Origin of the sequence: Rhizobium ruizarguesonis, from assembly GCF_012349115.1 — a bacterium.
GTDB classification, from domain to species: Bacteria; Pseudomonadota; Alphaproteobacteria; order Rhizobiales; family Rhizobiaceae; genus Rhizobium; species Rhizobium ruizarguesonis.
In genome coordinates this window covers 21,044-43,555 of record NZ_PQIG01000087.1, presented here as the reverse complement: position 1 = coordinate 43,555, position 22,512 = coordinate 21,044, and the positions used below count along the sequence as shown (strand labels likewise).

Here is a 22,512-nt window from a genome sequence, read left to right as displayed (position 1 = left end):
CCCTTGTCAGTCGGCTTGAACCGCCCGGAACTTGCGGACTCTTGCATGCGATCCACAGGTTTTGTCCGAGCACCATCGCCTGTGACCGCCACGAGATTGATCCAGGAAAAGCCAGCCGCAATTTGGACCTTGGCACGCGCGCACAGGACGGCGACCGTCTCGCGACGTCAGCAACTCGGCCCCCAAAGCAGCGATACGGTTGCTAATCGCATCCAAGTCTTTGGCATCCGCACGATGCCACGCGATCTTGCCTCTAACTAGGCCCAGGGTTCGTTGCGACAGCCCACATTGGGCCATGTCGGCAACAAGCTTGAGATCATTCGAATTGATCGGGCTTTCATCAAACTCGGACATGAACAGTCGGCAGAGGGCCTCCCGCAATTCCTTTGCTTGGCCCAGTTCTTTTTCTGCATCAGGCGCCGATCCTTTAGCCTTGACGAGCAAAGTCTCGCATTCCGTATCGTCGATCACATCGAGACGACAAGCCCAGGCCACGAGGTCACGGTAGCTGTTTAGGAAATCCGGCCCCCAACGCTCACCGCGACTATCGACCGTGTTGACGAAGTCGAGTGCCGGGTGACCGCCAAGCAGGCTTATGTCAAAGATTGTCTTTTGCGTATTCATGACTTGAATATCGTTCTGCGGAACGTTTTGGACAAGGGCGAATTGTAACGGTATAAATGAGTTTTACTCGTTACAAAGATTGGAGCCCTCATGCTCACCGCCGTCAACAAAAATCAGCTGCGCTTTCTGATGTTGTGCATGATCTGGGGAAGCACCTGGATCGGAACCAAGGCGGGCATCGAGGCCGTCCCGCCTCTTCTGTTTGCCGGCACACGTTTCACCGCTGCCGGTAATTTGCTGCTTCTATACGCCAGGGCCAAAGGCGAAACTGCGAGCGTCAAAGTCCAGGACGGCTTTCGCTTCGCCGCCGTCAGCATTCTGATGATCACGCTTTGCTACGGCCCACTATTCTGGGGCATGCAATATATCGATTCCGGGACTGCCGCCGTTCTGGAAATGTCGCTCACCCCCATCGCGCTCCTGGTGTTCGCCCTCCTCCTCAACGAAGAGAGGTTGGATGGCCGGCGCATTCTTGCGATCACTCTGGGGGTCTCTGGACTGGTTGTCTTGTTCTGGCCAGCCTCCGCCCATGTAAGTCCGCGCGCAGCCGAAGCCTTCCCAGGCGCGAGCCTGTGGGGTGGCTTGGCGGTTGCATCAGCGGCCTTCACCTATGGCTACGGCTCCGTGCTGGCCCGTCCACTCCTGCGAACTTATCCGGCCCTGTTCGTTTCAGGTATGACGACCCTGGTCGGAGGCTTGGTGCTGCTGACTGCAGCCTTGGCTTTCGAACCGGGGGCTGCGTCAGCGCTCTCCGGCGACTGGGGCACGGTCGCATGGCTCGGTTGGTTCTTCCTGGTGATCTTCGGCTCGTTGATAGGCTACACGACCTTCCTGCGCCTGCTGCGGGACATCGGCGCATCGCGCGCCGGGAGTTATGCCTTCGTCTCGCCCGTGATCGCTATCGTCCTTGGCGCTGCCTTCTTTGCTGAACGGGTCACGACAGCCGATGTGGTTGGCATCGTCATCATGCTGAGTGGCGCCTATCTCGCAATGTCAGGAGCGACGGCAACCGAAGCAACCGCTCTCGAAAGCTGAATTCGATTGCTGCTGCGAGCTGCCAAGCCATCTGCATCATTTGAATCAGTCTTATTAAGCATCTCGTTCAATATTTTCTGCGAATGCCTGTCGCTTGACGTGGTCGTAGCGATCCGCTCTTCCTCGTTTCCGTCTTCTGCAACAACTTTCTCGAAGACCGTTTGGCAACAGGCGGGTTCACGAGCGTCAAACGGCGCCGGCTTACTTGCATGAGCGGGCTTCCTATTTGACACGCAGACAGGAGCGCCGTTTAAAACGGCGCTCCCTCCAAATCAGGCGACCTGCCTTTCCGCGTCGATCTGCAGCGGAGCCTGCGTTTCGGCGCTGCTCCCGATCGCGATCCTGCGGGGCTTCATCGCCTCGGGAATTTCCCGCTTCAGCTCGATGCTGAGAAGGCCATTTGTCAGGGACGCATTTTCAACCCTGACGTGGTCGGCGAGCTCGAAGCGGCGCTCAAAGGCGCGCCCGGCGATACCGCGGTGCAGATATTCACCGTCCTTCTCTTCCGCCTTCTGACCCTTCACGATGAGCACGTTGCGCTCCTGGCTGATGTCGAGATCCGTTTGGGGAAACCCGGCGAGCGCCATCTGGATCCGGTATTCATTCTCGCCAGTCTTGACGATGTCATAGGGCGGCCAGGTGTCGACGGCCTGCAGGCGCTCTGCGTTGTTCAGGAGATTGAAGACGCGGTCGAAGCCGATGCTGGAGCGATAAAGCGGTGCGAAGTCGAAGTCATTTCTCATAGCCAAAACCTCCGTAAAGCGAGTTGGAATGGAGACGCGGAAACTTGGCGTCTCCGGTTCTGTCGGCCCCATCAGGCGGCCGACGGAAATGATCTGGTTTGGACCGATGTTTGGTTCAAGAGGCATATTAAAAAAAATTGTACTCGACGCTTCAAACCCCTTGAACGCTGTTTTCGTTGAAACAATCTCTTTTTTACCTGGAGATTTTCAACTCCGTTTGCTGGAAGTTTTTGGGAGACACAAGATGGATACGAACGCCACTGATCAGACCCCTTCGAATACCGCAGTCGACGCGGAGCCGGCGTCGCACATCCTCCATCCGCACAGGCACTTCGACCACCCGGACGAGGTCGTGTCGGCGCCTCTTTCGACCGACGAGAGGCGCGCCATCCTCGCCTCGTGGGTGTCGGACCTCAAGGCGGTCGAATCCTTGCCGGAGTTGCGGCATCCGCCCGGCGTCGCCAAGCCGGTTCGATACCGGGACAGCCTCGGCGCGCTCCAGAAGCTCGATGAGCGGTGGGACGAGGACTGGCAGAAGCAGCCCGCGCAGCGCCGGATTTTCCAGAGTTGAGCGGGGGCCAGCCATGAAGGGCAACCAGGGCAAAATCCACCGGTATCGCCGCACGAGCCAGGAGCCTGTGACGCAGCGGCTGCTGGTTATTTCGCGCTATGTTGAAAACATTCGCCGGCTTTCGCGGTTGGCGGATCGCATGGGCCGGAGCGAGCTCGGCACGGCGCTGATGGAAGTGGCCGGATGTCTAGAGCGGATGTCCAACGATATCGCGGTCAGCGAATATAGTGCCATTATCCTGCGCCGGGCCGCAAAGCTCGTCGGTACCGTCGAAGGAGTTGTCGAGCGCGAGGCGAAGCTTGCGGTTCTTCACTAGGAGATCGAGTCTAGGCTCGTGCGGCCGCCAGGTATGCCGGCTATTCCTGCGCCCGTTCTCATCGTCGCAAAGACAATCGGAGTCATTGCGATCCTGTCGCAGGCGAACGCGTTCCCGCGCGACCTGCCGACGCCGGTTGAGCGCGTTCTCAGGCTGGGCGAGCTCGGTCCCTGTGAGTGCGGGGGAAGCTGCCGAGGCATCCTCTACCCCTGTCCCGCGCCCGCCAAGAAGCGTTGATCGACCGGTTTCTCATGCGCGAATGTCGGCAAAGCCGCTGACCAACGTGTCCCGCTGGGTGACGGTCAGGAGTGAATGCCAAACCTTTGGGGCAATCACCTTCATCGCCAACCGGTCAGGGCCGGCCTATGCCGCGCCTCATCCCGAAGAGATGACCGTCGAGGGTCTGGCGCTTGCCGCAGGCCACCTCGGGCAGCTGCGCCGATTATCTGCGCAAGGTTGCTCTGCAGTTCGAAAGCCACCAGATCCGCGATACCACCCTCTGACGCGCCGCATAGGGCCAAGCAGCGACAAGGCTTGGATAGAAGCCTTCACCTCCGACAGCCAAGGGGACTTGGACGCCGAAGGGCAGTAATCGTCGACGACACCGGCAGCAATGGCAATCGGCCCGCGCTTGGGCCTTCTGCGCGTCTACGGTTACCGTGATCCGCCTTTCGGCATCAGGATGCGCGTGAGCTCCGACGACGGTAGAACATGGAGCGCCGAGACGACCATTCGGAGCGACGGCGGCACGGCTGATCCGTTATCCTCGCGTCGCGAAGCGCGATCAAGCCTGGCCGTCTACTACTTCAACGACGGTGAAGGGGAAGAGCGCTACATCGCCGCCTCCATCGTCACGCCGAGCAGAAATTGACAACGGGAAATGGCAAAGACCGCAGCGCCATAGAGGGCCGAGCGCCGCTGTGCTTCATATCAATCGCAGCCTTTACGAGTTCTGAGCCACCGAGGAACATATTACAGCGCTCATAGGGAACAAAGCCGGCCACCCAGGGTTCGGAGATGCCGCAATCGCCGGCACCAAATGGGAGGTTAGACATGCAAAACGATTTCACAGATCAGGTAGGCAGAGACGCGTCGAAGCAGACGTCGTCCTCATCTCCAGGTTCCCTTTCCTCGCCGAGAACGCGCACGTCCTTTGCCGATCTGGAAGCCAAGGTGAGCGAAGATGTTTCCGCCGCGAGGGAAACAATCAAAGACGGTGCCGACACCGCCGTTGAGAAAGCCAGGGAAGTCATTTCCCAACGCACCAGCTTCGCCGCTCGCCAGTTTGGCGGCGTTGCGATGGCACTTGAGAAAGCTGGCGCCGAATTGGAAGGCTCCGGTCAAGCAGAGGTCGGACGATATGCCAAGCAAATTGGGCGGAGCGTGCAGACGATCGCTCAGCGGATGGAAGGCAAGGACATAGGGGAAATCGCCGCCATGACTGAGGAGTTCGGGCGCAAACAACCGGTCGCCTTTCTTGGGATCGCGGCACTTGCAGGCCTGGCCGCGAGCCGCTTCCTAACAGCCTCCGCGAAAAGGCCAACAGCTGCTGCCTCGCGCGAACCATCAATTGGTCACCCCGGCCCCACGACCACTGGAGGCGAGAACAATGAGTAAATCTACAGAAAACACACCCCTCTCTGAACTCGTCAGTGGCCTCGTTGGCGACGTCACCGGCCTGCTCCGCAAGGAAATCGATCTTGCCAAGACGGAGGCTTCGGAAAAACTCTCGCAAGCGCTTAGCGGCGTAGAGATTCTACTATTCGGCTTGGTCCTGGCAATCGGGGCGGTCGGCGTCCTGCTGAGTGCTCTGGTTGGCGCTCTTGCGGCCTTCCTCGTGACACAGGGTTTTACCGACACCGCCGCCGGTGCGCTGGCCTCTTTGGTCGTCGGCATCATCGTCGCCGGAATCGCGTGGGCATTGGTGTCGCGGGGTCTCGCCTCACTTCGCGGCAACAACATGAAACTGGATCGAACTGTGACCTCGCTTCGCCGTGATGTCGATGTTGTGAAGGATAAAATCTGATGGAAACTTCAATGGAAAAAACATCCGCCGACCTTCAGCGGGAGATAGACCAGGACCGCCGCCGGATTGGCGATCGGATTGACGCAATCCAGGAACGGATGTCACCAGGCCAGCTCATCGATGAGGTCATTGCATACGCAAAGGGAAGCGGAGGCGGCGAGTTCGTCAGCAACCTTGGCTACGCCCTCAAGGAGAACCCTCTGCCAGTCGCGCTGCTGGGCGTAAGTCTTACCTGGCTCATGGCAAAAGGCAGTCCACCCTCAGGCGACCCAACGACTTGGCGGGACGAACCTGAATATCCTCTTTATCCGGCCAGTGGTCAGGTCCGCAGGATTGGACCGCCGGAAATCGAAAACGGAGCGCGTTACAGCCATTTTGCGGATGAATCCGGCAGGAGGTTGAAAGCATTGACCGACGAAACAGGGCGCCGTGCTGGTCATTTCATCGACGAGGCAGGTAAAACCTATCGCGGTTTCGCCGATGTTAGCGGAAACAGGATCGATCGGATCATCGACGAGACTGGCGCAATGTTCGACGCCGCGACCGGCTGGGCAACGGAGAAATGGGAGCAGGCGAAAAATGTCGCGAGCGACCTCAGTACGCATGCGTCTGGCGCAGCCAGTTCGCTGTCTAGCCGATCCTCTTCGGCGGCGACGAGGCTTCAAGAGCAAACGAGCGAGCTCAACCAAGCGATCCTCACCCATTTCCGCGACCAGCCGCTGGTCAGCGGTGCTCTGGCTTTCGCAGTCGGCGCAGCCATCGGCGCGGCGCTGCCGCATACTGACACCGAAGATTACTTGGTCGGCGAAGCCGCAGATAGCGCGAAAGACACCCTCAGCCATCAGGCGCAGGACGTTCTCGTGCAGAGCAAAGAGGTAGCATCAGAAGTCTACCACAGGACCGTGGAGGTTGCCTCCGATGTCCATGACGCCGTCAAGGAACGTGTGGTGGATGAAGCCGAAACATACACAAATCGCAAGGACAGCCTCGGCGGAACCGATGGCTAGTAGAGCGATTTAAGCCGGTTGTTCCAGAATCTCGGGCGAAAAGAGGCGCCGTCTTCCCTGACCCGCCTCCTCGTCCCGAACTTCAGGACGGCGCTACCGGCCCTGACGCGTTGCGCCTTTCGCAAAGGGCTCGGGTCGCGGTCTGCATCAGGTATGGAAATTTTACGACGGAACCGGCGCGACGAGCGGCCTCATCGCATTTTCTGACCGCGGCCCGCGGCGCGCGATGGACCCAGTCGTAGCAGCGGCAGTCTTGCACTCGACTTCGTCTACATTCACCCTTAGGTGGACGGTAACCGCGGCCTGTATCGCTGGCTTATCCGCCATGCGCTTGCCGCCGCTTCCTAAAGTCCTCTCGAGTTAGGCCGGAAAGTCTAAGGACGAGAACGTCAACTTGTTCCGCCGCGAGTGCCTGGCAAAAAAATATTTTCGCAAGCTGTTCACATCAGAGATCTGGGGACGCGTTAGAAATTCGGGATTCCGCCATGGAGCGCTCCTTCCGGCTGCCTCCACACGATAGGTGTTCAGTCCCGGCATTTGATGGATTGGATCGATGATGAATCGATCCGGCTCTAAAGTCCATCGCTTGCATACGAACTCGTAGGGCGTGAGGCCCTTGAGCGTTTTCAATCGTCGCCCGAAGTTGTAGGCGTCGATGAAGTCGGCAAGATGCTTTTTCAGTTGTGCGTGATCGTCGTAATGGAAGCGCCTGACGGTGGCTTCCTTAATGGTCCGATTCATCCGCTCGACCTGTCCGTTGGTCCAGGGGTGTTTCACCTTAGTCAGACAATGCTCGATGCTGTTATCGTCGCAGACCCAGTCGAAGATGTGCTGGAAGGCATTTCGGTCGCAGGCCCGGTTGGTGAACTGGATGCCATTATCGGTCAGGACGGTATGAACGGTGTAAGGCACGGCCGCGACCAGATTGCGCAGGAACTGAGCGGCATTCATCTTACCGGCTTTGGTATAGAGTTCTGCGAAGGCGAACTTGGATGTCCGGTCAATCGCTACGAAGAGATAGAGCTTGCCCTCGGCCGTCTGCACCTCAGCAATGTCGATGTGGAAATAACCGATTGGGTAGCTCTTAAACTTCTTCTTCGTCTCTTTGTCGCCTTCCACCTCCGGCAGGCGTGAATGCCATGGCGCTGCAGGCACCTGTGCAGGGACGAACGCGTCAGGTGTGGAATAGTCGGTTGAAGGGCATAGAGGCAATCATCGAGGGGCAGCAATGTATGCCTGCGAAAGGCGACGATGACGGCCTCTTCCTCAAGGAAAAGAATTGTCGAGTGTGGTTCCTTCGGGCCTGTCGGCAGGTCGACCAACGATGTCCGCTTCTTCCACTTAGCGAGAGTCTTCTGATTGATCCCATAGCGCTTCGAAAGCGCTCTCAGGCTCTCTTCACTATTTTGTATTGCTCGACGGATTGCCTCTGTCGTCGTGGCGCTCCCGTGTAGAACTCGCGAGAGAATTGCACCATCAAAATCTGGGATCAAACACCTAGCCGGCAAAAGCCCCACGAGAGGCGGCAACCAATCTTCGATAACCTTCAAGTTTGCAGAAATTATCGCGCTAACCGTGATGGCAAGAGCCGTTCCGAGGCCGGAGGCATTTGACGTCGTCGGTCCGGGAACCAATCGCATGTTCCGGCATTGCTTCTACACATCGCAAACCGCGGACGTTCGATGCGCCACGATAAGAAGCAGTTCCTCGTCCTCGCTCTGGCCTTTCTGATGAGCATGTTCTTCCGCAGCTATTTCGGCGTCGTCGGCCCCATGGTCGCCGCGGAAATCGATCTCGATCCGATCAGTTATGGATACGCCGCTTCGGCTTTCTTCATTTCGTTCGGACTGTTGCAGATGCCGTTAGGCTCAGCCTTCGACCGTTTCGGCCCACGAAGGCCGACGGCCGTGTTGATGATCGTCGGCGCCCTAGGGGCCTCGTTCATCGCCACGGCAGGAAGTGCCAGACAACTCATCGCCGGCCAAGCCGTCCTTGGCGCGGGATGCGCACCAATCTTCATGGGCGTCGTTTATCAATTCGGAAGTCTCAGCGACGGACTGGCTGCGCGCAGGAAGATCGCCGCCGTCAGCGCTGTCGGCTCTCTCGGCGCCCTCCTTTCGGCTTCGCCCATGCTTTGGCTTTCCGATTTCCTTGGCTGGCGCGGAGCGATGCTCCTCGCTGCGTCATCGATGGCGCTTTGCGCCGCCGGGGTCGCATTCCAGATGGGGCAGCCGCCACCGGGAGGACAATACGAAGAGGCGCCGGGCGGCAGGCCGCTTGGCCTAGTCTACCTGTTACCGATATGTTTAACGCTGTCACTGGGAGGGACTTTTCGCAATGCCTGGGCGACGCCCTATTTGTCCGGGGTTTTCTACGCCGATCAGACCGTTTCAAGCTTGGCGCTGACGATCGTGAGCGCGGTCGGCATCGCGACGTCCTTTGCTATACCGGCACTCATATCCAGGCTGTCACCGCAAATCGTAGTGACGTGCGGGATGGCCGCCGCAACGATCGCTACGTTTGCGATGGCTGTTTCGCCCGCCTCCAGTATTGTCGCTGCCGTTGGGCTGATTTGCCTGCTGTACTCGACCGGCAACCTTCATCCCTTAGTTATGGCCGAGGCGCAGGAACTCGCGCCCTCCAAGCGAAGAGGTATTGTGTTGGGTTTCCTGAACACCCTGGTATTTTTCGGAGTTGCGATTTCCTCGGCTGTATTTGGATGGATCGCTCAGAATGCCGGCGGGGCCCCTCTCACGTTTCAGATCATCCTATTCGTCACTGCAGCCTGTCTGGTCATCGGCTTGGCAGGCTATCTCACACGCCCGACCTAACGGAGCGTTGAGGCGCGAAATCGAGCCAGCTGCGGCGGCTACCGCAACCGTTCGTCGACATCATCCTGCACGGGGCATCATCTCGATGCAAGGGCGGCAGTTTACCCCAGCATTTTACTCGCTTTTGCGCATACGAACCGCTGATCGAGCCGCTGTCGCTCGATGAGGTCTATCTGGACGTTATGCAACGTCTCAAAGGCATGAATATCCGAGCGGCGCACGCTCGGGCACATGGACAGCTCAAAACAGCGGCCACAGGCGACGAGTGCCAATCGGCCAAGACGGCTTCAATCGGAGGCCTGCAAAGTGGCTTCAGAGGACTTCACCCGCAGATGCTCAAGATCACGCATGTCGAGCTTATCCCAAGGCACCGATTTCTTGCGACACCTGCTTGTACCCAAAGCGGTCAGGATGGCGCGGCCGATAGCAAGGGCGGAAAGCCTTTCAAAAAGACTGTAGGCGCCAAGATGATATTCAACGACATAAATATCCGTGCCGCGCGTTTCCGCCCTGATCTCTTCCAGACGCCCGACCGGCTTGCCTTCAAGGTCATAAACCTGTTTGCCCAGCAGCAATTCGAGTTGAACCTCACTCATGATTATCCTCCCGGGATCCGGTTGATCACGTGGTGCCTGAGCCAATCCTGGCATCGCTCCAGTGGCGTCTCGCGCCGGTCCACATCCACCTCGATGTCGACCCCGACATTTCTCACGCTTGACCAAGGCACGCGGAAAGCCCTCGCTGTGCTCTCGGTGCCCCTGGTAGTGCAAATCCAAAGCATCCAACGATAGGGCCGAAGACCGATCCGCCGCGATAATGTCAAACTGCCCATTTCAATGAAGGCGACCTTGGGAGGCTCGTCGTCGGACAGCTTCAATACAATACCGTCCACCTTGCCGATACGATGCTGCTCTTTATCGACCACTTGCTTGTCAAGAACATCGCGGACCAGGTTCATGTCATCCTCCAAAGATTTGCAGGGGGATCGTTATGAGGGCAACGACGAACGACAGGCCTATGATGATCAGCACTGCGGCGTTGCTCATCCACCCGTTTCGGTGAACTCCGACAAAATTGCGATCGTTCATCAAAAACAAAAATGGAACGACGCCGAACGGCAAGCTCAAGGCCGTGATCGCCATTGAAAATATCGTCAGTTGAAGGGGATCCAGTCCAATTGCGATTGGCAAGACTGCGACGCCGAGGAAGCCCGTATAGACGAGAGCGAAGGCCGGATCGGTCCTAGGTTTGGCGTCTTCAGACCAATTCCAGCCGAAGCCTTGGGCAACCATATAAGCCTGTGCCAGGCTCGCTTCGAGCGCGGCACCGAAGCAAGTGATTCCGAGCGAAGCTGCGAAAAGATAAAAGCCCCATTTGCCCAATGCGGGGGTCAAGATCGGCGCAATCTGGTCATACCCCTCGATGTCGCTGATGCCCAGCGGCGGATAAACGATTGCAGCCAGAACTAGGATTGCAATTGAAATGACGGCGCCGAACGTCATCCCGATCGTTGCAATCACGCGATTGGCAGTAAAGAAACTCCCATCCCATTTTTCTTCAATCGCCCCTGACGAATAAAACAGGAACAGAAACGGGGATATGATGGCGCCGAGAATACTGATGGCAATAAAACCGTAGTGCAGCGGATCTTTGTGCGGTAGCGTCGGCACGAACCCTTTCACCACCTCCGCCCAGGGCGGGTCCATGACCAGCGCTCCCACCACGAAAGAAAGCGCCACCAACCCCAAAATTGCGACACCGTCCTCGATCGTGCCGAAAGTACCTTTCCAGAGCAGAAGCCACACCGTGAAAGCGACCGGCAAGGGCCACCACTGAAAACTTATCCCGCTCACGAATTGCAATGCCAGCGCAACGCCCCCGATCTCGGAAGCCAGCACGAGCAGATTGACGATCGATATTATCAACAAAGTGAGTATGAAATAATTCGATCCGAAGCGCTCCCTCACTCCATCGGCAACGGTGTGGTGGCTCGCAATGGCAAATCGCCCGGACATTTCAATCAGGAAAATGAGGCAGACCGTGCCGAGGACGACAGCCCAAAGTAGGCTGAAGCCATATGCTGCTCCGGCCTGGCTCGACGTAGCGATCTGGCCGGTTTCTACAAATCCCCCGACGCTTGTTATGATCCCTAGCGATATCTGGAGCAGCTTTTTCATCCGTCAGCACCAGAGGTTCTACGCAATTCCACCGCGGACTGGTGAAGCTCGATCAGGTGCAGATGGGCCTGCTCAAAACGACCACGACCAATCTCGTCATCGGTCGCGGCGATCAGTCTTTCCAGTTTGACGATATTGGCTCTTGCCTCGGCGTATTTCGAGGTTTGCGGCAGCTCCGACGAAAGATCCACAATCTGTTTTTGACACCGCTCCACTGCAAGATCGGTAAAGCCCTTTGGAACAAGTGCGCCAAGACGTGCATTGAGGATCATCTCGGCGGTAGCGCTCCATAAGAGGATTTCCTGCATTCGCTTCTGGAATTGATCATCCTGGTTTGCGCAAGAAGCGAGCCATAGGAATAGAAACGTGGACAAGAGTTTCTTCGAAGACGACAGAGGTCTCTTCGCAATTCTTGTCGAAACCATTCGAAATGGGCCTCGCCCTCGATTGCCGGCAAATTCCGGCACCGGAAGATTGTGGGCTGCCGCACCTTTCTTGTCACCGATGGCGGAGGTGCCTGGTAATGAACATTGGGTCAAAAAATGCACCTCCCCGACATGACAATCCGGTCCCGACTCAACTGTTTTTCGACCCCTGAGTTCCACTCATTGAAAACCCGTCAGTCCGAGTTGATCCGAGCAGCCCTGCTGCGCGCCCCGGCCGGATCTGCTTGTCCATGAAGCGGGGACCGGATGGCCTCGGATAACAAACATCACGTGCTGGAAGCGGCGCGCATTCGCCCTGCATGGTCGGCGGCGAGGATCGATCGACCCTTTTCGTCACCACTGCGCTCGGCCGACAATCCGTGGCGAACGTCAGCGCGGCGTAGCGGCCGGTCTTGGCGACGAATACCAGGATCGTGAAGGCCTCCTGGCGCATTGCCACTGTAATTCCTCTCATCCGATCGACGCCTACGCAGCATCGGACCCGCAAACAGTAACATAGCTGCCTTTTCACCTCGGTCAGCCGACTGGGATGGTACTCACTCACGGAGAGGCAGCGAAGAGAGGGCCCGGACGGAGCCACGCATCTCAGCTCGTTGGCTGTCGCGCATCAATGTGACCGGGCGGCAAGTTTGACAGACCGATCCCGAAGAACTCGCGCGCGGTCAAGCAAGCGCCATCCCCTGGAACGCAGGCGCGGCAGACGTCAGGCCGAAGGTCGTACACTTGACAGGATGTCTCTGAACCCACGCGACCGACCAGTGCGGAGCAACGCGCACCGTCGCAGCGCATTCCCTGCTCGTTCGCGGCTACGAAGTGCGCCGGCAGCAAATCGAGAGCTGCTTCGGTTTCGGTGGAAAATCTGGGCCACGTCGGCGAAAAGGAGCAGCAGGCTCCGCAGCTTCGGCAATCAAAATCGATCAGTGATGTCATGGCCCGCTCCTACCACATAATCTGCTGACCGATAGAACGGCTTTCTGGTCGACAACGTCGGCCGAGCTGCCGAAAACGTGGAGTGTGCGCTGCAACTCGATCGGCGCAGGATACCTAACTCCGCCTTCAGGCAGTCTCATCGCATCAAGAATCGTTGATTTCGCCGCCAGGAGGGCGGCATTCCGTCACTTTTGTTGATGAAATCGGAATTGTTTTTGGCGATTCGCGTCCAAGTTCGGTAATTGGACTGCCCCGGCCCTCAGCGCAGGTGGCCCGCTCAGACGCAGGCTCCGAAACGCCATTTCGTCCCGAGGAATAATCATTCGGCGACATAGGCCTGCGATTCTAATCGTTTGGCGACTTCAATAATAATACTGCGACATTTCACTCGATGTCGTCCGAATAATTGTTTGGTGACATAGTGGGCGCATTTTAATCGTATCGCGACATCGGTAATTGAACTATGCAGGATGACGGCGCATATAACCGTTCCGCGACGGTTACACAGGGATGCTCAAATGACTAGCAATCCGGCCAATCCAAGGGTCTTCAAGGAGTGGATTATCCCAGTCGGCTCGGAGCTGGCTGGATATTCCGCGTTGATCGCCATGTACGGGGTCGAAGCGCCTGTCCGCGCGCCTTCCGTCGTTGCGAACGCTTCGGTCAGGGGAGGAAGGAAGCATCAGGACGGCTGGACGATCTTCGACAAGCGGTTCATGCCGGAAAATTCCCTGGCAGGCCAGCTCGCGTTTGCGTTCAGGAACGAGCAGACCGATCTCCTTGTCTTGAAGCGGCTGTTCCAGAAGGTCTCCGCTCACGATATAGCGTCCATAGTTGAGGCTGAGCCGACTGGCGCGACCGCACGCAGGATCTGGTTTTTCTACGAGTGGCTCACGAACGAGAGGGTTCCCCTTCCTGACCTGGATCAAGGCAACTACGTGGAGGCTCTGGATTCAAGAGAGTACTTTACCTCGCAGCCTGTCAATTCGCCACGCCACCGGGTGCGCGACAACCTTCTTGGAACACCATCGTTCTGTCCAATGCTCCGTCGGAGCAACTTCCTTTCGGAAACCGTCGACCACCGCTGGAACGAGGCTGCGAAGGAACTGATCGGCAAGATAGACAGGCAGGTGATCGCCAGAGCTGCGAGTTTCCTTCTGCTGGCCGACAGCCAGGCCACCTACCAGATCGAAGGGGAACGCCCTCCACGCAACCGACTTGAATTGTGGATGCGCGCGGTCGCTCAAGCAGGGCGCAGACCGCTGTCAATAGACGAACTGGTGCGTCTACAGCACATCGTCATCGAGGAAGACCGGTTCATAAAGCGCGGACTGCGCGACGCCGGCGGGTTCATCGGCGGCCGCGACTGGAATAACGATCCCAGCCCTGAGCACCTGAGCGCCCGGCACGAGGATGTCGCCGATCTTCTCCAAGGGGTGATCGCCTGCGGCGAGCGGATGGCAAAGAGCGACGTCGACGCAGTCTTGCAGGCGTCGGTCATGGCATTCGCCTTCGTCTTCATCCATCCGTTCGAGGATGGCAACGGGCGACTTCACCGGTATATGATCCACCACGTACTCTCCGAGCGCGGCTACACTCCGACGGGCATGATCTTTCCTGTATCGTCAGTGCTTCTGAAGCGTCAGGCCGAATACGGCGAGGAACTTCGAGCCTTCACTGGACCACTGCTCCAGTTCGTTGAATGGGTGCCCACCGACAAGCAGAACGTCCGCGTGATCAACGACACCGCCGATCTCTACCGCTTCGGAGACTATACCGAGATCACCGAGTTCCTGTACGAATGCGTCGTGACTACGATCGAGCACGACCTGCCAAGGGAGATCGAGTATCTCGCCCGTTTTGATGAAGCAAAGGGGCGGATACAGAGCTTCATCGAGATGCCTGATGGGATGATCTCCACGCTGATCAATTTCGTCCGGCAGAACGACGGCGTCCTGGCGAAGAAGCGCCGCCGGCGGGAGTTCGAAAAGATGACAGACCTCGAAGTCGAGGCGGCGGAAGCGGTCGTGCGCGACGTGTTCGAGATGAACGTTCCAGAAGACGGCCCCGAACTGCTGGAAGAAGTCGATCCACCGGCGGCACCGGGCCGGCGTTGAGAAGCTGTACTGCCCGTCAGGAAAAAGACGGGGCAGCGCACAGCTCCAACGGTGCATCGTCCCTGCCCTCCTAAAACGCCTGCCGGAGTTCGCTCCACACAGGATTCGGGAACGCCCACTTCCCGGCGTACGGCCGCCAACCGAAAAAGATCCGAGCTTCATCCGACATCTCATCCCGTATGGATTTAATCTCTTCGACAACGGCCGTAACCTCCCGCAAGAACGGCAGATTTCTCGACATGCGGTGCAGGTCGTCCTGCGCCATCGACAGGTCTTCGTCGGCGTCGATGTAGTCTTGATCGAGGAACTGGAAGACCTGCGTGCAGCGACGTCGTTCCGGTAGGCGACGTGCCGGAGGTCATCGAGGATTCGGTCGGCGGCTGCCCGGACGAAGCGGGTTCGCCCGCGCGTCCGAAACAGGGCGGTCTTCAGCCGTTCGAAGTGGGCGGCGTCGCTCAGCCCTTTCCAGCCGGTGACCTTCGGCGGTTCGGCGGTCGTCATGAATCCGATAGTCACGACTGGGGGATCTCGTCCGTTTGGGACTGTCAGGCCTCATCGATGATGGACGCAGGGCGAGGCCTGCCCGCTGACGGGGCTTAGAGAAGCGTATGGCCTGCGGCGGCGAGCAGTTCGTCGGCGCGGGCCTTGTCTGAGGTCTTGATCAGCAGGTTGTCGGTATCGAAGGTCGACACGGCGAAGATGCCGATATTGTTTTCCGACAGCGGCCGGATGACCGAGAGCAGTATGCCCGTCTCGTTGAAGGCAAACGGCCCCTGGAATTTGTAGCACGACCAGCCGCCGTCATGCTTGATGTCGGCCGGCACGCGTTCTGCGCGGCAGACGATCGACAGTTCTTCGTCGCTGCGGCCGATGCTTACAAAACCTTCCCCATCTGCCCAGGCGGGAATGGCCGCGTCAGGCGCGAGCCGGGCAATGGCATAGGAGCCTTCGAGTTCCCTGATCGTGATGCGTGGTGCCATGCTCGTCTCCCTCTCTATCCGGAGGTTACCAGATAAAACGAAGGCGACAAGACTGACGCCCCATCAACGACAGCATCAGCCTGAAGGCCGCGGCGATAAGCACGGAAACCACCCTGCCCCTTTTCTCTCCATTATCGGTGAAGCCGCTGTCTGATCTTCCGGCGCGTCTTCGGCGTCGGCAGGTCCGTTTTTTCGTCAGGTCGCAGGCCGTCGGCGATCTCCTGACCGGTTAGATGCCCGCGCCCGATCAGCTCGAGCCACAGGCCTTCGAGCGAGGTCCGATGGGATTCTATCATGTTCCTCGCGCGAGCGAGCTGCAGCCACCCTGCCACACCGACTCAGGGATGTCCGCCGGGGCGTCCTATGCCGACCAACCGATCGCGCCCCTTGACCCATTAGAGAACGGTATCGGCGCAATGCCGCCGATCGTTATGAGCGTCTTCCGAGACGCTTGAGACACACAATGAAACACCACGCAGTGCTGAGTATTGTTCTGGAGTGGTAGCGACTTTGGCGCGCCGGACGAGATTCGAACCTACTGTCTGGTTCGAATGTAAACTCATGTCTGCTTTACTCGCCCGCTCCCGAGCCGAACCTTCGCCCTCGCGGCAAAGGCCGCCTCCCACCCCACCCAGTCCTTCGACGCTCATTTCGGCCGTTCTGCGGCTCAGGTGCCTGAACCAGCGGGACGCGCTATAAGGCGACCTTCATGGCGCTCCCTCAAAGCTGCCCTTCGCGCAACGGCTCGAGTCGGACCTATAGCTGACCTTTGGCGAGCGGTTTAGAGACGTTGTCATTGCCAGCCGCCTACGCCTCGTCCGCGATCCATTCGAGCGAGGCGCCATGCGGGTCGGTCCAAGCGACAGGGGAGCCGTTCACAGATAGGAGGAAGCGGCCTGGCGGCCGGCTTTTGCCGGCGCACGTGGCGATGCGCGGGAATACGCGAGGGAACTCGTTTGATACCCAATACGGAGAGAGACGCATCACCTGCTCAGCGAAAGCCTCTCTGTCTGCGGGGTCGGAAACATAGTCGAGGACGGCTGTGTGAAAGACGACGAGGGTAGCATCTTTTGGAGCCTCGCTGCAGAGCCGCACTAAGTCGCTCCCGCGCAGGTCGCCCTTCAGCACTCGGGGCTTGACCGTGGCAGCGATCTTTACGGCCGCCCGCAGATTGGCGAGCCGCGCCGTCTGCTCTGGCCAGACCAGCGTCTCAAGCCATGCGACTTGCGAGGGGTTCGAAGCATCGATCGGGCTCAGGTCCAGTCCTGCCCGCCAGACGACCTGCGGTGCGGCCGCAGGTATCGGCGTTGTCTCACTGGCGGAACATCGGAAGACGGGCGGTTCCGCGGCCATCGCGGGTGCGCGGATCGCCTTGCGCCCATAATCGTAGCTGTAGAGGTCGGGCATGAGGCAGAGGCCTGCGGAAGTCCCGACCTCCAGGAGGGCCAGCGGCTGCGGCAAGCGCGCCAATACGGGGAGTAATGTGGCGCACCTTCCCGGCTCGTTGGTTTGCGTCGAGCGCTCGAGCATTATTGAGCGGATAGCGTCGGGATTAGCCTGAAGCGCCTGGCGAAACTCGTTCCATCCTGTCGGCGTGCCGAACGCACCGCGGCGAGCAGAAGGTTTGGTTGCCGCTTCACGTCCGGGAGGGTCGACAGGAAGCCGAGTGTTTCCGCGTCCCCAGCGACCGCACGAGCCAACTCCTCGTATGGCGGTGACCGACCGTGAGCCTCCGTATCGGCGAAGCGAATATATCGGGCTGAGATTTCGGCCAATCCCTCCTCGCCCATATCCGCTGATCTCCGATTTATCCGCATCGAGCCTCCCGAGGAGATGGGGGTCAAGACCGGTCCCAATCACGACAAGCCCGCACACCGCGAAAGCCGCAAGGCCTTCTATGACTGGCTGGCCAAGACGATCACTATCGACGGCATCAAAAGCATCGAGCGCGATACCGAATTCGACAACGAGAGTTATCGCAGCGGCGGCATCCGCCTTTACTATCCCGAGACGGTCGGAACGACGTCGGTACTCAAGGACGGCGTGCTGCTCGAAGCCGGTTTCGATACGGTGGCACCCAACACAGACAAGGATATCAGCTCCTGGGCATACGATTATGCGTCATCGCGCGTCGAGCTGATTGACAATCGCGCGCTGGCCGTACCCTGCTACACGCTGGTGGAGAAGCTCCAGACCATCTCCACCAAATATCGCAAGCAGCTAGAAACCGGACAATTCCCTGCCTATTTCCTCCGGCATTATTACGACGTCTACTGCCTGCTGGAGCAACCGGCCGTGCAAGCCTTCATCGGCACGGAAGCGCGCCCACAAGGACCGGCGCTTCCGGAAACTCGACAATCCCGATATCATCAGCAATCCGGCGTTCAGCCTCCCCGACCCCGAGACATTCGCACTTTACGAACGTGCGTATGAGCGGACTGCGGCGCTTTATTACCACGGCAGGCCCAGCCTGAAAGAGATCCTCGCGCGTTTCGCGTCCTACGCGGAGCGCCTGTAGCGGTCCCATCGCATTCCGGCTGAGCTTTCGCATGACCTGATTATCCCTGTGTCAGGGTACGTCTCCGGCATGCGGGGAGTAAAGCAGAAATCCAGTGCATCCCGGTCGACCGCGGCGCCGAAGAGCGTCAAGTTCCCGAAGGCGGCCGATAAGAAATATTCGACCGAGATGCCTGGCAAGGGCCGCCTGCACACCTGTATCGACTTTTACGATGCCGCCAAGGATGCTGGCACTCTCGGCGACTTCAAGTGCGTCCAGAAGGGCGGTGGCTATTGGAGCCTGTGCAATACCAGCATTAAGGCCGCTGGTTGATCGAAGCCTTTTTAAGTCTGCAGAAACATGAAAGGCCGCAACGAGCGGCCTTTCGCATGTCGAATGTACGTTCAGCGTTGGTTGCGACAGCATCAGGCTCATGGTTGCTGTCTCCGATTCTACCGCGCGGCGGTCTTGACCGGGATCGAACCGCCGATCCGACGCCTTCTCCCTTTCCTACCGAAATCGGACGCGGACCTGGATGCAAGGCGGGAATCAACACCGCCGGTTTTCTATCGGGACCCGCTTTTGGTTGAGGAGCACAACTGCGTCGGGTGCTGTTCTCTACCTAGGCCGTGCGAAAAGAACGCCTTGGCGCTGAGCCGAAAACGAATAGCGTCAGAAAGCGGTACGCATCGTCGTCAAAATCTCCGAAGGCATTATGTTGCCTGCTTAGTCATTTTGCTTGATCAACCCTCCGGCGGAGGTCACAACGCGTCCTGCGGCGACGGGACGCCGACGCGAATGGCCTGCGAAAAATTCGGAGAAACACCGTCCTCGTGCGCCCTTGCTGCGATGTGTGCGGCCGACCGCAGTTGCGACAGGGGAACCGAGGTATCCAGCGCGCCCCGGTCATAGGCGTATTCCGGCAGGTATCCGTTGACGACGAGGCGCCAGTCCGTCGGCACGGCGTCGCCTGCAACGCGCATCATCTTAACGATCGTCGTAGTGCAGTTGGTCGTCAGCGAATTGTAGAAGGCGGGCGTCGCCGCGAGCGCGTTTGCGTCGGAGACGTACTCGCGCAGAAGAAGTCTCGCAGCCGCCGGCGACGCCCTCAGACGGTAGATCTGGACGTCCTCACCGCGAAAATTGGAGCGGAGACCGATCACATCTCTTTCGTCTGCGGCAAGGATGACCAGAGGACTGCTTTTGAAAAGGTCCGCCAGCGGTGAGAACGAACCTCCGGAAAGGCGACGCACCTCGATAGACCACGCCAGATAGCGGCCGTCGTCGAAGCCAAAGCTCATGATGACATGCGCGATGGTCGGACCTGACCAGTACGACATGAACATGTCGACGCTCTTCAGCTTGTTCAGGTCGTAACTGCGCGTCGTCCATCGTTCCGTAAAGTCGGCGGCGCTGCGCCACTCGAAATTGCGGACATTTGTCAGTGTCAACAGATCACCGTCGAATTCGCCGGTGACCTGACGAGCAACGTCCGGAGCCCACGCGCCATTTGCCGGCGGCTCGATCGTGCTCCACCAGACGAGGACAAGAACGAACGCGGCCGCAAACGCGAGGACCGCACGAAAGCGCCTCCTGCCAAAGAGCGCCACGATGACCCATGCGCCAAAAAGCCCGAACAAGATGGCGCTGGCTTGCCTGCCGACCTCGGGCAACGGCAAGCGGTACCAAAGCGCGAGCGACGACAAGGCCGATGCGAAGGCGACAAGCAACACGAGCACTGCAATGACGATCGCACGGATCGGTCGAACCATTTTGCTTTTCCAAACGAGTTTGAAACGTCCGTCCTGATCATTGGACCCTATCGGTTTCCGGACTCGAAGCCCAGAACCTATCCGAAGCGACAGGACGCCGGATCCTCCATATTGGTATGGCTTGAATTCCGCTTGCGCGACCGACGGTGCCAACAGGCGTGACAAGACCAGGTACAATCCACTGCGAAATCTTTCCTCTCCCTCCAGAGCGTCAGAGGACGAAGGGGAAGTCCTCCAACACGACGAGTTCTCGCAGCTATCTGTCTTGAAGCTGCGGGTCGCGTCATCCGCAAGCGTGACCCGGCAGATGAGCGCCAGGTGATCGTTGGGTTGACAAATGAGGGTCAGTCGATGAAGGCGGAGGAGAGCAGTATGCCTCGAGATCAATCGCGTGACTGGCCTTGCCGTGGCTGGCAGAGCTGGACGGCGCAAAGAGCTCAATCTCCTTCGGTTCTCCATGGAAACCGCCAGCGCAGATGCCTGCCAGTGAATTGCGGAAAGTAACAACGGCCCATATCGAACGCGCCGTCCGAAAGCGATCTCGATTTTTTAATGTGTTTCACCGTAGAGATTGTCCACAGTGCCCCTGATTGAGGAAACCTGCCGTGAAATTGTTCGACTGGCTGATAGGATATAAACCGGCGCCGAAGGGCGCGGACCGCCAATCGACGGCAACGCTTCGCAATGATCTTCTCGCTATCAATAGAAAGACTGCGCCGTTCGTCGTTCGTGACGGCAAGCCGGAAGGCGTCGATCTTGTTGCTGAATGGAAGATCGTTGATGCCCGCTGGTACGAACTATTCGCCAAAGCCGGCCTGCAAAAGGTGTTCAAGGTGCTGATGAAATTCGATCCTTCCAATTGCGAAGTCCGCGTCGTCGATCAGGAATGGTCCGTCGAATGGCGCGCCGGCGTGCCCACGCTTGCGTTGAGCGCTAATGCGTTCCGCGGTCGGAAGTGGGAAAAAAGCTTCGAGATGGCCTTTGCCTTCAAGGAAGACCTGTCCTACGGCAAGGTTTACGAATATCGCTTCAATACCGCTGAAATAAAGACGCCCCTCATTGAGGCCGCTCATCGGGCTGGCTGGGGCTGGAGAGGCGTGGCGTTCGGGAAGTTGTGAGCCAGCGTCCAAACCGCGCCATCCCGGTCGTCCTCGATTCCGGCGAGGTCAGCTACAATGGCCTCGTCTCGAGGCGAGGCGATAAGATGGCAAGAACCTATCTGTATGAAGCCGCCGACGCTGTGACGACGCGCAAGACCGGCGGGTCAGGTCTGCGCCCCTGGGCCTGCGCGATTGCCGAACGAACGGGGCCCTATTGAGCGGTATTCTGGCGGCTCGGAAACATCATCCGCTAGCACTGAGGTAACGATGACGATCGCATCTGAAACAGGCATGCGCTGCGCTGTATCCAGTGCTACCCGGAAGCAGTGGTCGCCCTTGTTCATCTGAGGTTCATTCAGCAGGTGTAAGCGTTTGTGGTGTACGGCGAATGAACCAAGGGGAGTGTCATGGGGCTTTTCGATGGTTTGGGCAGTGTCGTCAGCGACGTCTTGAATGGCAGGCCAGTCAATCTTCTGGCTGTCGCCGAAGATGTTTTCCAGAATGCCGGCGGGCTCGATGGCGTTCTCACGCAACTCAATCAAAGCGGGCTTGGCCATCAGGTAGCCTCCTGGATAGGCACGGGAGACAATATCCCGATCACCGCGGACCAAATTCGCGCAGCGCTCTCGTCAGAGCAGCTACAGGCCCTTGCCTCCAAACTCGGCATCGATATCAGCAAGGTACCCGAGCTTCTCGCGGAGCACCTTCCGACGGCCGTAGATCAGGCAAGCCCGAATGGAATCCTACCGTTGTCAGCGTCTTAGCGCCGAGGCGGAAGCGTAGACTGAAACGTCAACATCATCGACGGAGGCCAATCATATGTCACACAAACTGCTTCTCTCCGCTGCCGGCTCGCTGGTCGCTGCTTTTATCATGTCGTCGCCGGCGCATGCCTTGACGATGAAGGAGTGCAGCACAAAGTATCAGGCCGCCAAGGCCGACGGTTCCGCCAAGGACGTGAAGTGGAACGATTTCCGCGCAAAGTTCTGTGGCGCCGACGCTGCTGCTGCCGACAAGGCTGACGAGGCGGATGTTACCGCCACGAGCGAGAAGGAACCGGCAAAGCCGACGACCGCGGCGCCGAAGAGCGTCAAGTTCCCGAAGGCGATCGACAAGAAGTATTCGAGCGAAACGCCTGGCAAGGCCCGCCTGCACACTTGCGTCGACTCCTACCATGCGGCCAAAGATGCCGGCACGCTCGGCGATCTCAAGTGGATCCAGAAGGGCGGCGGCTATTGGAGCCTGTGCAATACCAGCATCAAGGCCGCCGGTTGATCGAAGCTTTAATCGGTCTGCAGATACAGGAAAGACCGCCACGAGCGGTCTTTCCGCTGCCGCGG

General features: G+C 58.6%; 25 protein-coding genes and 3 pseudogenes. 15 read left to right on the top strand and 13 right to left on the bottom strand.

Annotation, left to right across the window (positions count from 1 at the left end; translation table 11 throughout):
- Positions 1-6: 6 nt before the first annotated feature.
- Positions 7-624: a CGNR zinc finger domain-containing protein gene (locus C3Y91_RS21010; protein ID WP_168575754.1), complete on the bottom strand. Its 618-nt coding sequence runs from the start codon at positions 622-624 to the stop codon at positions 7-9.
- Between the two features lie 90 nt (positions 625-714).
- Here C3Y91_RS21010 and C3Y91_RS21005 point away from each other — a divergent pair, with 90 nt between their 5' ends.
- Positions 715-1,659 (top strand): DMT family transporter, encoded by a 945-nt coding sequence (locus C3Y91_RS21005; protein ID WP_168575753.1) that lies wholly within the window; start codon positions 715-717, stop codon positions 1,657-1,659.
- A 272-nt stretch (positions 1,660-1,931) separates the two neighbouring features.
- Here C3Y91_RS21005 and C3Y91_RS21000 read toward each other — a convergent pair whose 3' ends face one another.
- Positions 1,932-2,402: an Hsp20 family protein gene (locus C3Y91_RS21000; RefSeq protein WP_168575752.1), complete on the bottom strand. Its 471-nt coding sequence runs from the start codon at positions 2,400-2,402 to the stop codon at positions 1,932-1,934.
- A gap of 244 nt (positions 2,403-2,646) precedes the next feature.
- Here C3Y91_RS21000 and C3Y91_RS20995 point away from each other — a divergent pair, with 244 nt between their 5' ends.
- The 6 genes from C3Y91_RS20995 to C3Y91_RS20970 all read left to right on the top strand — a co-directional run bounded on the left by C3Y91_RS20995 (position 2,647) and on the right by C3Y91_RS20970 (position 6,322).
- Entirely contained in the window at positions 2,647-2,973 is a 327-nt protein-coding gene (locus C3Y91_RS20995; protein ID WP_168575751.1) for a hypothetical protein, read from the top strand.
- 13 nt (positions 2,974-2,986) lie between these two features.
- Positions 2,987-3,289 (top strand): hypothetical protein, encoded by a 303-nt coding sequence (locus tag C3Y91_RS20990; protein ID WP_168575750.1) that lies wholly within the window; start codon positions 2,987-2,989, stop codon positions 3,287-3,289.
- Between the two features lie 613 nt (positions 3,290-3,902).
- On the top strand, positions 3,903-4,160 hold the full coding sequence (locus tag C3Y91_RS20985; RefSeq protein WP_245495588.1) for a hypothetical protein: 258 nt from the start codon (positions 3,903-3,905) through the stop codon (positions 4,158-4,160).
- Between the two features lie 182 nt (positions 4,161-4,342).
- On the top strand, positions 4,343-4,906 hold the full coding sequence (locus C3Y91_RS20980; RefSeq protein WP_130773430.1) for a nutrient deprivation-induced protein: 564 nt from the start codon (positions 4,343-4,345) through the stop codon (positions 4,904-4,906).
- Positions 4,899-5,315: a phage holin family protein gene (locus C3Y91_RS20975; protein ID WP_168575749.1), complete on the top strand. Its 417-nt coding sequence runs from the start codon at positions 4,899-4,901 to the stop codon at positions 5,313-5,315. Before C3Y91_RS20980 ends, C3Y91_RS20975 begins: the two co-directional genes overlap by 8 nt.
- On the top strand, positions 5,315-6,322 hold the full coding sequence (locus tag C3Y91_RS20970; RefSeq protein ID WP_168575748.1) for a DUF3618 domain-containing protein: 1,008 nt from the start codon (positions 5,315-5,317) through the stop codon (positions 6,320-6,322). The genes C3Y91_RS20975 and C3Y91_RS20970 overlap by 1 nt, the downstream gene beginning before the upstream one ends.
- 522 nt (positions 6,323-6,844) lie before the next feature.
- Here the strand turns inward: C3Y91_RS20970 and C3Y91_RS20965 are convergent.
- Positions 6,845-7,791, bottom strand: a pseudogene (locus C3Y91_RS20965) (IS481 family transposase); the annotation flags it as partial.
- A 213-nt stretch (positions 7,792-8,004) separates the two neighbouring features.
- On the opposite strand from C3Y91_RS20965, the gene C3Y91_RS20960 reads away from it, so the two are divergent.
- Positions 8,005-9,153, top strand: coding sequence for an MFS transporter (locus tag C3Y91_RS20960; RefSeq protein WP_168575747.1), 1,149 nt, complete (start codon positions 8,005-8,007; stop codon positions 9,151-9,153).
- Between the two features lie 287 nt (positions 9,154-9,440).
- Here the strand turns inward: C3Y91_RS20960 and C3Y91_RS20955 are convergent, their stop codons facing one another.
- From C3Y91_RS20955 to C3Y91_RS20930, 6 genes are all read right to left on the bottom strand, one after another.
- On the bottom strand, positions 9,441-9,749 hold the full coding sequence (locus C3Y91_RS20955; RefSeq protein WP_130773422.1) for a PRC-barrel domain-containing protein: 309 nt from the start codon (positions 9,747-9,749) through the stop codon (positions 9,441-9,443).
- Between the two features lie 2 nt (positions 9,750-9,751).
- Entirely contained in the window at positions 9,752-10,111 is a 360-nt protein-coding gene (locus tag C3Y91_RS20950) for a hypothetical protein (RefSeq protein ID WP_130773420.1), read from the bottom strand.
- 1 nt (position 10,112) lies between these two features.
- A complete protein-coding gene (locus tag C3Y91_RS20945) occupies positions 10,113-11,330 on the bottom strand; it encodes an Nramp family divalent metal transporter (protein WP_168575746.1) in 1,218 nt (405 codons plus the stop codon).
- Complete coding sequence (locus tag C3Y91_RS20940) at positions 11,327-11,638, bottom strand: hypothetical protein (RefSeq protein WP_130773416.1); 312 nt, start codon at positions 11,636-11,638, stop codon at positions 11,327-11,329. The genes C3Y91_RS20945 and C3Y91_RS20940 overlap by 4 nt, the downstream gene beginning before the upstream one ends.
- A gap of 268 nt (positions 11,639-11,906) precedes the next feature.
- Positions 11,907-12,209, bottom strand: a complete 303-nt coding sequence (locus C3Y91_RS20935; protein ID WP_168575745.1) for a hypothetical protein — start codon at positions 12,207-12,209, stop codon at positions 11,907-11,909.
- Between the two features lie 152 nt (positions 12,210-12,361).
- Positions 12,362-12,706, bottom strand: a complete 345-nt coding sequence (locus C3Y91_RS20930) for a YkgJ family cysteine cluster protein (protein ID WP_130773412.1) — start codon at positions 12,704-12,706, stop codon at positions 12,362-12,364.
- Between the two features lie 518 nt (positions 12,707-13,224).
- On the opposite strand from C3Y91_RS20930, the gene C3Y91_RS20925 reads away from it, so the two are divergent.
- Entirely contained in the window at positions 13,225-14,823 is a 1,599-nt protein-coding gene (locus C3Y91_RS20925) for a Fic family protein (protein ID WP_130699060.1), read from the top strand.
- Positions 14,824-15,419: 596 nt separating this feature from the next.
- Here C3Y91_RS20925 and C3Y91_RS20920 read toward each other — a convergent pair.
- Positions 15,420-15,803, bottom strand: coding sequence for an ACT domain-containing protein (locus C3Y91_RS20920; protein ID WP_130773408.1), 384 nt, complete (start codon positions 15,801-15,803; stop codon positions 15,420-15,422).
- Positions 15,804-16,610: 807 nt separating this feature from the next.
- Positions 16,611-17,593: pseudogene (locus C3Y91_RS20915) on the bottom strand (DUF2332 domain-containing protein).
- Positions 17,594-17,636: 43 nt separating this feature from the next.
- Here C3Y91_RS20915 and C3Y91_RS20910 point away from each other — a divergent pair.
- Positions 17,637-18,236, top strand: a complete 600-nt coding sequence (locus C3Y91_RS20910) for a nucleotidyl transferase AbiEii/AbiGii toxin family protein (RefSeq protein WP_210267746.1) — start codon at positions 17,637-17,639, stop codon at positions 18,234-18,236.
- Between the two features lie 190 nt (positions 18,237-18,426).
- Positions 18,427-18,633, top strand: a pseudogene (locus C3Y91_RS20905) (hypothetical protein); the annotation flags it as partial.
- Positions 18,634-19,061: 428 nt separating this feature from the next.
- Here C3Y91_RS20905 and C3Y91_RS20900 read toward each other — a convergent pair.
- Positions 19,062-20,072, bottom strand: a complete 1,011-nt coding sequence (locus C3Y91_RS20900) for an Lnb N-terminal periplasmic domain-containing protein (protein WP_168575744.1) — start codon at positions 20,070-20,072, stop codon at positions 19,062-19,064.
- A gap of 605 nt (positions 20,073-20,677) precedes the next feature.
- Here C3Y91_RS20900 and C3Y91_RS20895 point away from each other — a divergent pair.
- Positions 20,678-21,190 (top strand): hypothetical protein, encoded by a 513-nt coding sequence (locus C3Y91_RS20895; RefSeq protein ID WP_075226169.1) that lies wholly within the window; start codon positions 20,678-20,680, stop codon positions 21,188-21,190.
- Positions 21,187-21,390 (top strand): transposase, encoded by a 204-nt coding sequence (locus tag C3Y91_RS20890; RefSeq protein ID WP_165422370.1) that lies wholly within the window; start codon positions 21,187-21,189, stop codon positions 21,388-21,390. Before C3Y91_RS20895 ends, C3Y91_RS20890 begins: the two co-directional genes overlap by 4 nt.
- Here C3Y91_RS20890 and C3Y91_RS37660 read toward each other — a convergent pair.
- Positions 21,337-21,729 carry a hypothetical protein gene (locus C3Y91_RS37660; RefSeq protein WP_024323971.1) on the bottom strand — a complete coding sequence of 131 codons (393 nt, stop codon included), beginning with the start codon at positions 21,727-21,729 and terminating at the stop codon, positions 21,337-21,339. The genes C3Y91_RS20890 and C3Y91_RS37660 overlap by 54 nt on opposite strands.
- Between C3Y91_RS37660 and C3Y91_RS38000 the strand changes: the two genes are divergently transcribed.
- Positions 21,622-21,936, top strand: a complete 315-nt coding sequence (locus tag C3Y91_RS38000) for a YidB family protein (protein ID WP_226307248.1) — start codon at positions 21,622-21,624, stop codon at positions 21,934-21,936. The two genes, C3Y91_RS37660 and C3Y91_RS38000, sit on opposite strands and share 108 nt — an antisense overlap.
- A gap of 55 nt (positions 21,937-21,991) precedes the next feature.
- Positions 21,992-22,447 carry a hypothetical protein gene (locus C3Y91_RS20880; protein WP_018483799.1) on the top strand — a complete coding sequence of 152 codons (456 nt, stop codon included), beginning with the start codon at positions 21,992-21,994 and terminating at the stop codon, positions 22,445-22,447.
- Positions 22,448-22,512: the final 65 nt, after the last annotated feature.

Bases quoted from the DNA above. Each gene is read 5' to 3' on its own strand.
- C3Y91_RS20935 (WP_168575745.1), bottom strand. From the start codon at position 12,209: ATGCGCCAGGAGGCCTTCACGATCCTGGTATTCGTCGCCAAGACCGGC.
- C3Y91_RS20955 (WP_130773422.1), bottom strand. From the start codon at position 9,749: ATGAGTGAGGTTCAACTCGAATTGCTGCTGGGCAAACAGGTTTATGAC.
- C3Y91_RS21005 (WP_168575753.1), top strand. From the start codon at position 715: ATGCTCACCGCCGTCAACAAAAATCAGCTGCGCTTTCTGATGTTGTGC.
- C3Y91_RS20985 (WP_245495588.1), top strand. From the start codon at position 3,903: ATGGCAATCGGCCCGCGCTTGGGCCTTCTGCGCGTCTACGGTTACCGT.
- C3Y91_RS20940 (WP_130773416.1), bottom strand. From the start codon at position 11,638: ATGCAGGAAATCCTCTTATGGAGCGCTACCGCCGAGATGATCCTCAAT.
- C3Y91_RS20920 (WP_130773408.1), bottom strand. From the start codon at position 15,803: ATGGCACCACGCATCACGATCAGGGAACTCGAAGGCTCCTATGCCATT.
- C3Y91_RS20980 (WP_130773430.1), top strand. From the start codon at position 4,343: ATGCAAAACGATTTCACAGATCAGGTAGGCAGAGACGCGTCGAAGCAG.
- C3Y91_RS20945 (WP_168575746.1), bottom strand. From the start codon at position 11,330: ATGAAAAAGCTGCTCCAGATATCGCTAGGGATCATAACAAGCGTCGGG.
- C3Y91_RS21000 (WP_168575752.1), bottom strand. From the start codon at position 2,402: ATGAGAAATGACTTCGACTTCGCACCGCTTTATCGCTCCAGCATCGGC.
- C3Y91_RS20995 (WP_168575751.1), top strand. From the start codon at position 2,647: ATGGATACGAACGCCACTGATCAGACCCCTTCGAATACCGCAGTCGAC.
- C3Y91_RS20960 (WP_168575747.1), top strand. From the start codon at position 8,005: ATGCGCCACGATAAGAAGCAGTTCCTCGTCCTCGCTCTGGCCTTTCTG.
- C3Y91_RS20925 (WP_130699060.1), top strand. From the start codon at position 13,225: ATGACTAGCAATCCGGCCAATCCAAGGGTCTTCAAGGAGTGGATTATC.
- C3Y91_RS20880 (WP_018483799.1), top strand. From the start codon at position 21,992: ATGTCACACAAACTGCTTCTCTCCGCTGCCGGCTCGCTGGTCGCTGCT.
- C3Y91_RS21010 (WP_168575754.1), bottom strand. From the start codon at position 624: ATGAATACGCAAAAGACAATCTTTGACATAAGCCTGCTTGGCGGTCAC.
- C3Y91_RS20910 (WP_210267746.1), top strand. From the start codon at position 17,637: ATGGGGGTCAAGACCGGTCCCAATCACGACAAGCCCGCACACCGCGAA.
- C3Y91_RS20990 (WP_168575750.1), top strand. From the start codon at position 2,987: ATGAAGGGCAACCAGGGCAAAATCCACCGGTATCGCCGCACGAGCCAG.
- C3Y91_RS20975 (WP_168575749.1), top strand. From the start codon at position 4,899: ATGAGTAAATCTACAGAAAACACACCCCTCTCTGAACTCGTCAGTGGC.
- C3Y91_RS20900 (WP_168575744.1), bottom strand. From the start codon at position 20,072: ATGGTTCGACCGATCCGTGCGATCGTCATTGCAGTGCTCGTGTTGCTT.
- C3Y91_RS20950 (WP_130773420.1), bottom strand. From the start codon at position 10,111: ATGAACCTGGTCCGCGATGTTCTTGACAAGCAAGTGGTCGATAAAGAG.
- C3Y91_RS20930 (WP_130773412.1), bottom strand. From the start codon at position 12,706: ATGACATCACTGATCGATTTTGATTGCCGAAGCTGCGGAGCCTGCTGC.
- C3Y91_RS20970 (WP_168575748.1), top strand. From the start codon at position 5,315: ATGGAAACTTCAATGGAAAAAACATCCGCCGACCTTCAGCGGGAGATA.
- C3Y91_RS37660 (WP_024323971.1), bottom strand. From the start codon at position 21,729: ATGGCCAAGCCCGCTTTGATTGAGTTGCGTGAGAACGCCATCGAGCCC.